The organism is Paraburkholderia sp., from assembly GCF_034668105.1.
In the GTDB taxonomy this organism is placed as follows: domain Bacteria; phylum Pseudomonadota; class Gammaproteobacteria; order Burkholderiales; family Burkholderiaceae; genus Paraburkholderia.
Genome location: NZ_JAXDPY010000091.1, coordinates 1 through 7,314, shown reverse-complemented (window position 1 = coordinate 7,314; position 7,314 = coordinate 1). Strand labels below are relative to the sequence as shown.

General features: G+C 62.0%; 3 protein-coding genes. 1 reads left to right on the top strand and 2 read right to left on the bottom strand.

Features of this window, described 5'->3' with window-relative positions:
• Positions 1-67: 67 nt before the first annotated feature.
• Both aceF and aceE read right to left on the bottom strand, forming a co-directional pair.
• Complete coding sequence (aceF, locus tag QOC89_RS04665) at positions 68-1,723, bottom strand: dihydrolipoyllysine-residue acetyltransferase (RefSeq protein ID WP_323043951.1); 1,656 nt, start codon at positions 1,721-1,723, stop codon at positions 68-70.
• Positions 1,724-1,809: 86 nt separating this feature from the next.
• A complete protein-coding gene (gene aceE, locus QOC89_RS04660) occupies positions 1,810-4,515 on the bottom strand; it encodes a pyruvate dehydrogenase (acetyl-transferring), homodimeric type (RefSeq protein ID WP_323043950.1) in 2,706 nt (901 codons plus the stop codon).
• A gap of 275 nt (positions 4,516-4,790) precedes the next feature.
• Here aceE and fixL point away from each other — a divergent pair, with 275 nt between their 5' ends.
• Entirely contained in the window at positions 4,791-7,307 is a 2,517-nt protein-coding gene (gene fixL, locus QOC89_RS04655) for an oxygen sensor histidine kinase FixL (protein WP_323043949.1), read from the top strand.
• Positions 7,308-7,314 lie beyond the last annotated feature (7 nt).

The window sequence follows — 7,314 nt, the reverse complement described above, 5'->3', positions numbered from 1 at the left end:
GAAAGCAGGTTCTACAGAGGGACGCGGATAACAGAAAAGAAACCCGCGCCCCAGCGCAACACCAGCATCAAAGAATCACACGCCGAAAATCGGCAAGAATCGCACCCAGATAAGCATTGAACCGCGCGGCCGCAGCGCCATCGATCACCCGATGGTCATACGACAACGACAGCGGCAGAATCAACCGCGGCACAAACTGCTTGCCATCCCAAACCGGCTTCATCGCACCGCGCGACAACCCAAGAATGGCGACTTCAGGCGCATTGATAATCGGCGTGAAGTTCGTGCCGCCAATGCCGCCCAGCGAAGAAATCGAGAAGCAACCGCCTTGCATCTGATCCGGCTTCAGCTTGCCATCACGCGCAGCCTTCGAAAGCTCGGTCATTTCCCTGGCGATATCGATCAACCCCTTCTTGTCCGCATCGCGAATCACCGGCACGACCAACCCATTCGGCGTATCGGCAGCAAACCCGATATGGAAATACTGCTTGAACACCAGGTTGTCGCCATCGAGGCTGGCGTTGAACGTTGGGAACTGCTTCAGGGCGGCAACCACCGCCTTGATCACGAACGCCAGCATCGTGATCTTCACGCCGGCCTTTTCGTTTTCCTTGTTCAACTGCACGCGCAGCGCTTCGAGATCGGTGATGTCCGCTTCGTCGTTGTTCGTGACGTGCGGGATCATGACCCAGTTGCGATGCAGGTTCGCGCCCGAAATCTTCTTGATGCGCGACAGCGGCTTCGGATCGACCGGACCAAACTTGCTGAAGTCGACCTTCGGCCACGGCAGCAGGTTCAGCTCGCCACCACCCGCAGCAGGCGCGGCAGCACCTGCCGGCGCAGCACGCTGCCCCGTCATCACACCCTTGATGAAGGCCGTGACGTCGGCTTGGGTAATGCGGTTTTTCGGACCCGTGCCCTGCACCTGCGTCACGTCCACGCCGAGTTCGCGCGCGAACTTGCGCACGGACGGCGAAGCGTGGCTCGCATGACGCGCACCGCCCTCGCCAGCCGGAATCACCGGCGCTTGCGCCAATGCGGACGGTTGAGCCGGCGCCGGCGACGGCGCAGCCGGCGCATCCGACGGCTTTTCCGCCGGTTCCTGCTTCGCTGCGGGAGCGGGCGCCGGTGCAGCAGCGCCACCGCCGTCCGCTTCCAGCACGACGATCACCGAGCCTTCCGAGACGTTATCGCCGACCTTGACCTTCACTTCCTTGACGACGCCGGCGGCCGAGCTCGGCACGTCCATGGTCGCCTTGTCGGATTCGAGCGTCACCAGCGACTGCTCTTTCTCGACGCGATCGCCGACCTTCACCGCGACTTCGATCACGGGAATGTCTTTGTAGTCGCCGATATCCGGCACTTTGACTTCTTGCAGACCGCCGCCGGCAGCGGCGGGCGCCGGCGCGGCAGCGGGTGCCGCGGACGGCGCCGGCGCCGGAGCAGCAGCAGGCGCCGGAGCAGGCGCGGCAGCCCCGCCCTCAGCGCCTTCCAGCACGACGATCAGCGAACCTTCCGACACGTTGTCGCCCACCTTGACTTTCACTTCCTTGACGACGCCGGCGGCCGAGCTTGGCACATCCATGGTCGCCTTGTCGGATTCCAGCGTAACGAGCGATTGCTCTTTCTCGACGGTATCACCCGCCTTCACCAGCACCTCGATCACAGGAATGTCCTTGTAATCGCCGATGTCCGGCACCTTGACTTCGATCGCTTGACTCATTGTTAGTGTCTCCTGGGCCGCGCACGCCGCCCGCCCCTGATCGTCAAGGGCGGGCGCGCACGCCATGGCACACGGGGAATGATGCCTTAGACGGTCATCGGGTTGGGTTTGGCGGGATCAAGGTTGTACTTCTTGAGCGCCTCGGCGACGACCTTGCGTTCGATCGTTCCTTCATCTGCCAATGCGTTCAACGCGGCAACCGTGACCCAGTAGCGGTCGACTTCGAAGAAGTGACGCAGCTTTTCGCGCGTGTCCGAACGGCCGTAGCCATCCGTGCCCAGCACGACGAACTTCTGCGGCACGAACGCGCGGATCTGTTCGGTCAGCGCGCGCACGTAGTCGGTCGAAGCGATCACCGGACCTTGTGCGTCCTTCAACAGCTTCTCGACGTGCGAGACTTTCTTCTCTTCGGTGGGGTGCAGCAGGTTATAGCGCTGCACTTCGTGACCTTCACGAGCGAGTTCGGTAAAGCTCGGCACGCTCCACAGGTCGGCGGCGACGCCCCAGTCTTTCTTCAGCAGGTCGGCAGCGGCGATCACTTCATTGAAGATCGTGCCCGCGCCCATCAGCTGAACACGCGGCGCCTTCTTGTCGGCTTCAGCTTTGCGGAACGAGTACATGCCCTTGATGATGTCGGCCGCTACGTTCTCCAGGCCCGCGCCCTGCGGAATCGCCGGGTGCTCGTAGTTCTCGTTCATCACCGTGACGTAGTAATACACGTCTTCCTGATCCGCGACCATGCGGCGCAGACCGTCCTGCATGATGACCGCGAGTTCGTAACCGAAGGTCGGGTCGTAGCTGATGCAGTTCGGCACCGAAGCCGCCCACAACAGCGAGTGGCCGTCTTCGTGCTGCAGACCTTCGCCGTTCAGCGTCGTGCGGCCAGCGGTGCCGCCCAGCAGGAAGCCGCGCGAACGCATGTCGCCCGCGGCCCACGCCAGATCGCCGATACGCTGGAAGCCGAACATCGAATAGAAGATGTAGAACGGGATCATGATCTCGCCGTGCGTCGAATACGACGTCGCGGCTGCGATCCAGTCAGCCATACCACCGGCTTCGTTGATGCCTTCCTGCAGGATCTGACCGGTTTCCGACTCACGATAGAACATCAGCTGGTCTGAGTCTTCCGGCACGTACTTCTGGCCGTCCTGATTCCATATACCGATCTGACGGAACAGGCCTTCCATACCGAAGGTACGCGACTCGTCCGGCACGATCGGCACGATGCGCTTGCCGAGTGCCTTGTCCTTGAGCAGGATGTTCAGGATCCGCACGAACGCCATCGTCGTGGAAATCTCGCGGCCTTCGCCCGTGCCCTTGAGCAGCGGCTCGAATGCCGAGAGTTCCGGCACCGGCAGCGACTCAGCCTTCTGACGACGCGCCGGCAGATAGCCGCCGAGGGCCTGACGCCGGGCGCGCATGTACTCGAGTTCCTTCGAACCTTCTTCGAACTTGAGGTACGGCACGTTGACGATATCTTCGTCGGAGATCGGCAGACGGAACTGGTCGCGGAATTTCTTCAGCTGATCCACGTGCAGCTTCTTCTGCTGGTGGGTGATGTTCATCGCCTGACCGGCTTCGCCCATGCCGTAGCCCTTGATCGTCTTCGCGAGAATGACGGTCGGCTGGCCTTGCGAATTCGATGCTTCCTGGAACGCTGCGTAGATCTTGTGCGGATCGTGACCGCCGCGGTTCAGATTCCAGATGTCCTCGTCGGACCATTCGGCGACCAGCGCCTTCAGTTCCGGCGTGTTGAAGAAGTGTTCGCGCACAAACGCGCCCGACTCCGACTTGTACGTCTGATATTCGCCGTCGACCACATCCATCATGCGCCGCATCAGCGCGCCGGATTTGTCGCGTTGGAACAGCGCATCCCAGCGGCTGCCCCAGATCACCTTGATCACGTTCCAGCCGGCGCCGCGGAATTCGCTTTCCAGTTCCTGGATGATCTTGCCGTTACCGCGCACCGGACCATCGAGGCGCTGCAGATTACAGTTGATCACGAACACAAGGTTGTCGAGACGTTCGCGGCCGGCCATGCCGATCGCGCCGAGCGATTCCGGCTCGTCCGTTTCGCCGTCGCCGAGGAAGGCCCAGACCTTGCGGCCTTCGGTCTTCACAATGCCGCGCGCCTGCATGTACTTCATGAAGCGCGCCTGATAGATCGCCATGATCGGGCCGAGGCCCATCGAGACGGTCGGGAATTGCCAGAAGTCCGGCATCAGCCACGGGTGCGGGTATGACGAGATGCCCTCGCCGCCCACTTCCTGACGGAAGTTGTCGAGCTGGTTCTCGGTCAGACGGCCGAGCAGGAACGCGCGCGAGTAGACACCCGGCGACGAATGACCCTGCACGAACACGAGGTCGCCGCCATGTTCAGCGGACGGCGCATGCCAGAAGTGGTTATAGCCGACGTCGTACAGCGTGGCGGCGGAAGCAAACGAGGCGATATGGCCGCCCACGTTGGTGTCCTTGCCGGCGCGCAACACCATGGCGATAGCGTTCCAGCGCGTGTACGAGCGAATGCGGTGTTCGAGATCCTGGTCGCCGGGGATCTTCGCCTGACGCGAAACCGGGATCGTGTTGATGTACGGCGTATTGGCGGAGAACGGCAAATGTTCGCCGTGGACACGGGCAAATTCAATCTGCTTCTCGATCAGATAGTGGGCGCGATCGGGGCCCACTGCAGAAATCACGCCATCCAGCGCTTCCAGCCATTCGCCGGTTTCCTGGGGATCGTCGTCTTTTTCGGCGGCGACATATTTCATGACTTCGTCGGGTACAGCGGACATGCTCGTCTCCTGGATATAGAGGAACGCTCTTTGAACAGACGACGCGGACGAAGCACGGCCGCGGCAGCTTCGGCCGATTGTAAAAGGGGTCCCGACGTCCGCGCAACAAAATTTTCGAATTACGAGATCGAATCTCATAATGCGGAAAATTGTTGCGGCGCAACCTGATTTGACTGCCGATCGACGGATACGACGGCTAGTTTGCGCCGAATAACGGTTGTTTCAGCGCTTTTTTGCGCCATTTGCTAGCGACTCGCTGCGCTACAATGCCACGCATGTTGACCGAACGGCTTTTCGCTCGCTCGGCGCGTACCGCCGGTTCGCCGGGCGATTCGACGCCGTCCTCCCGCTGGCACCACGGACCGTGGTGGTCGAACTCCTATTTGCTCACGCCGCTCCTGTCGATCCTCGTTTTCCTGGTCGTCATGAGCCTGATTCTGTGGAGCCTGAACCGGCGCGAACAGCAGCAGCAGGAAGACACGCTCTACCGTAATGTGGCGTGGGCGCAGCAGCAGATCCGCCTGTCCATGACGGGCGCGCAGGAACAGATTCAGGCGCTCGCCCGCGACCTGGTCGCCGGTCATGCCGATCCGCATTCTTTCCAGGTGTCCACCACGGACATCATGCAGGGGCATCCCGAGATCCTCTACATGAACTGGTACACGAGCCAGCAGCAGCCGCGCTGGCCCAATACCGCACTGCCCGTGTTCGGCCAGCGCCTCGCCAAACCGAACGACGCGCAGATGGACGAAGCCGTCAAGGCTGCCTTTGCCGAGGCGCGCAATACGCGCCGCCAGGTGTACTCGCCGCTGATCTACGACGACCTCGGCAATGGCTACATCACGCTGCAGACGCCGGTCTTTCGCGACCGCGAGTTCCTCGGCACGATTGCCGCCGTGTTCTCGGTGGAAGGCATCCTGAGGCACGACATTCCGCCCGAGCTGTCGGCCAAATACAAAATCTCGATCATCGACGTGAACAACCGCGAGTTGACCACCACGTCGACCCGCCCGCGCCTGCCGCGCGACATGTTCTACGATCTGCCGCTCGACCCGCCGGGCCAGGGCGTCTCGGTGCGCGTCTACGCGTTCCCGCAGATGACCAACTTCACCAACAACACGCTGGTCTGGCTGGTGGCCGGTCTGTCGTGCTTCGTGCTGTGGAGTCTGTGGAGCTTGTGGAAACATACGCGGCAGCGCTTTGAAGCCCAGCAGGCGCTTTATGCTGAAGCCTTCTTCCGCCGCGCCATGGAGAACTCCGTGCTGATCGGCATGCGCGTGCTCGACATGCACGGGCGCATCACGCACGTGAATCCGGCGTTCTGCCGCATGACCGGCTGGGACGAAAGCGATCTGGTCGGCAAGAACGCGCCGTTTGCGTACTGGCCGCGCGACGCCTACCCCGAGATGCAGCGCCAGCTGGACATGACGCTGCGCGGCAAGGCGCCCTCTTCGGGCTTCGAATTGCGGGTGCGCCGCAAGGACGGTTCGTTGTTCCATGCACGTCTCTATGTGTCGCCGCTGATCGACAGTTCGGGGCGCCAGACCGGCTGGATGTCGTCGATGACCGACATCACCGAGCCGAAACGGGCGCGCGAAGAACTCGCCGCCGCGCACGAACGCTTCACCACCGTGCTCGAAAGTCTCGACGCCGCCGTCTCCGTGCTGGCCGCCGACGAAGCCGAACTGCTGTTCGCCAACCGCTATTACCGCCACCTGTTCGGGATTCGCCCGGACGGTCATCTGGAATTGGCGGGCGGGGGGTTCGATAGCGCACAGGCGTCGTCCGATTCGATCGATATGGTGGACACATACGCGGGTCTGCCCGCCGCCGCGTTGACCGAAAGCACCGCCGATGCGCAGGAAATCTACGTGCAAAGCATCCAGAAGTGGTTCGAAGTGCGCCGTCAGTACATCCAGTGGGTGGACGGCCACCTCGCGCAGATGCAGATCGCAACCGACATCACCACGCGCAAGCAGGCTCAGGAACTCTCGCGCCAGCAGGACGAGAAGCTGCAGTTCACCAGCCGCTTGATGACGATGGGCGAAATGGCCTCGTCGCTCGCGCACGAACTGAACCAGCCGCTCGCCGCGATCAATAACTATTGCTCGGGAACCGTGGCGCTGGTTAAATCCGGTCGGACGACGCCTGATAATCTGCTGCCGGTGCTTGAAAAAACTGCCCAGCAGGCGGTGCGTGCAGGCATGATCATCAAGCGCATTCGCGAGTTCGTGAAACGCAGCGAGCCGAAACGCCAGGCCACGCGCGTCGCCGATATCGTCGCCGACGCCGTGGGTCTCGCCGAACTCGAGGCGCGCAAGCGCAAGATTCGTATCGTGACCGATGTGCGCTCGCGTTTGCCGGTGATCTACGTCGATCCGGTGCTGATCGAGCAGGTCTTGGTGAACCTGCTGAAGAACGGCGCGGAAGCCATGCACGATGCACGCCCGAACGCGGTCGACCCCGTGATCCGCGTGGTCGTGCGGCTGGAAGGCGGGTTTGTCTGCATCAGCGTCGTCGACCAGGGGCCGGGCGTCGACGAAGCGACCGCCGAGCGTCTCTTTGAACCGTTTTACAGCACCAAGTCCGATGGTATGGGCATGGGGCTGAACATTTGCCGTTCGATTATCGAATCGCACCGCGGCCGTCTGTGGGTGGTGAACAACGTCGAATCTGACGGCCACATCACAGGCGCCACGTTCCATTGCAGTCTGCCTATTGGAGAGCCTGACGGCCCGAGCAACGGCGGGTCAGAGGCGCCGACACCACAAACCGTTACGGGAGAGCTATGAACAGCCC

Excerpts from the sequence above, each read along its gene's own strand:
- aceF (WP_323043951.1), bottom strand. The coding sequence starts at position 1,723 with ATGAGTCAAGCGATCGAAGTCAAGGTGCCGGACATCGGCGATTACAAG.
- aceE (WP_323043950.1), bottom strand. The coding sequence starts at position 4,515 with ATGTCCGCTGTACCCGACGAAGTCATGAAATATGTCGCCGCCGAAAAA.
- fixL (WP_323043949.1), top strand. The coding sequence starts at position 4,791 with ATGTTGACCGAACGGCTTTTCGCTCGCTCGGCGCGTACCGCCGGTTCG.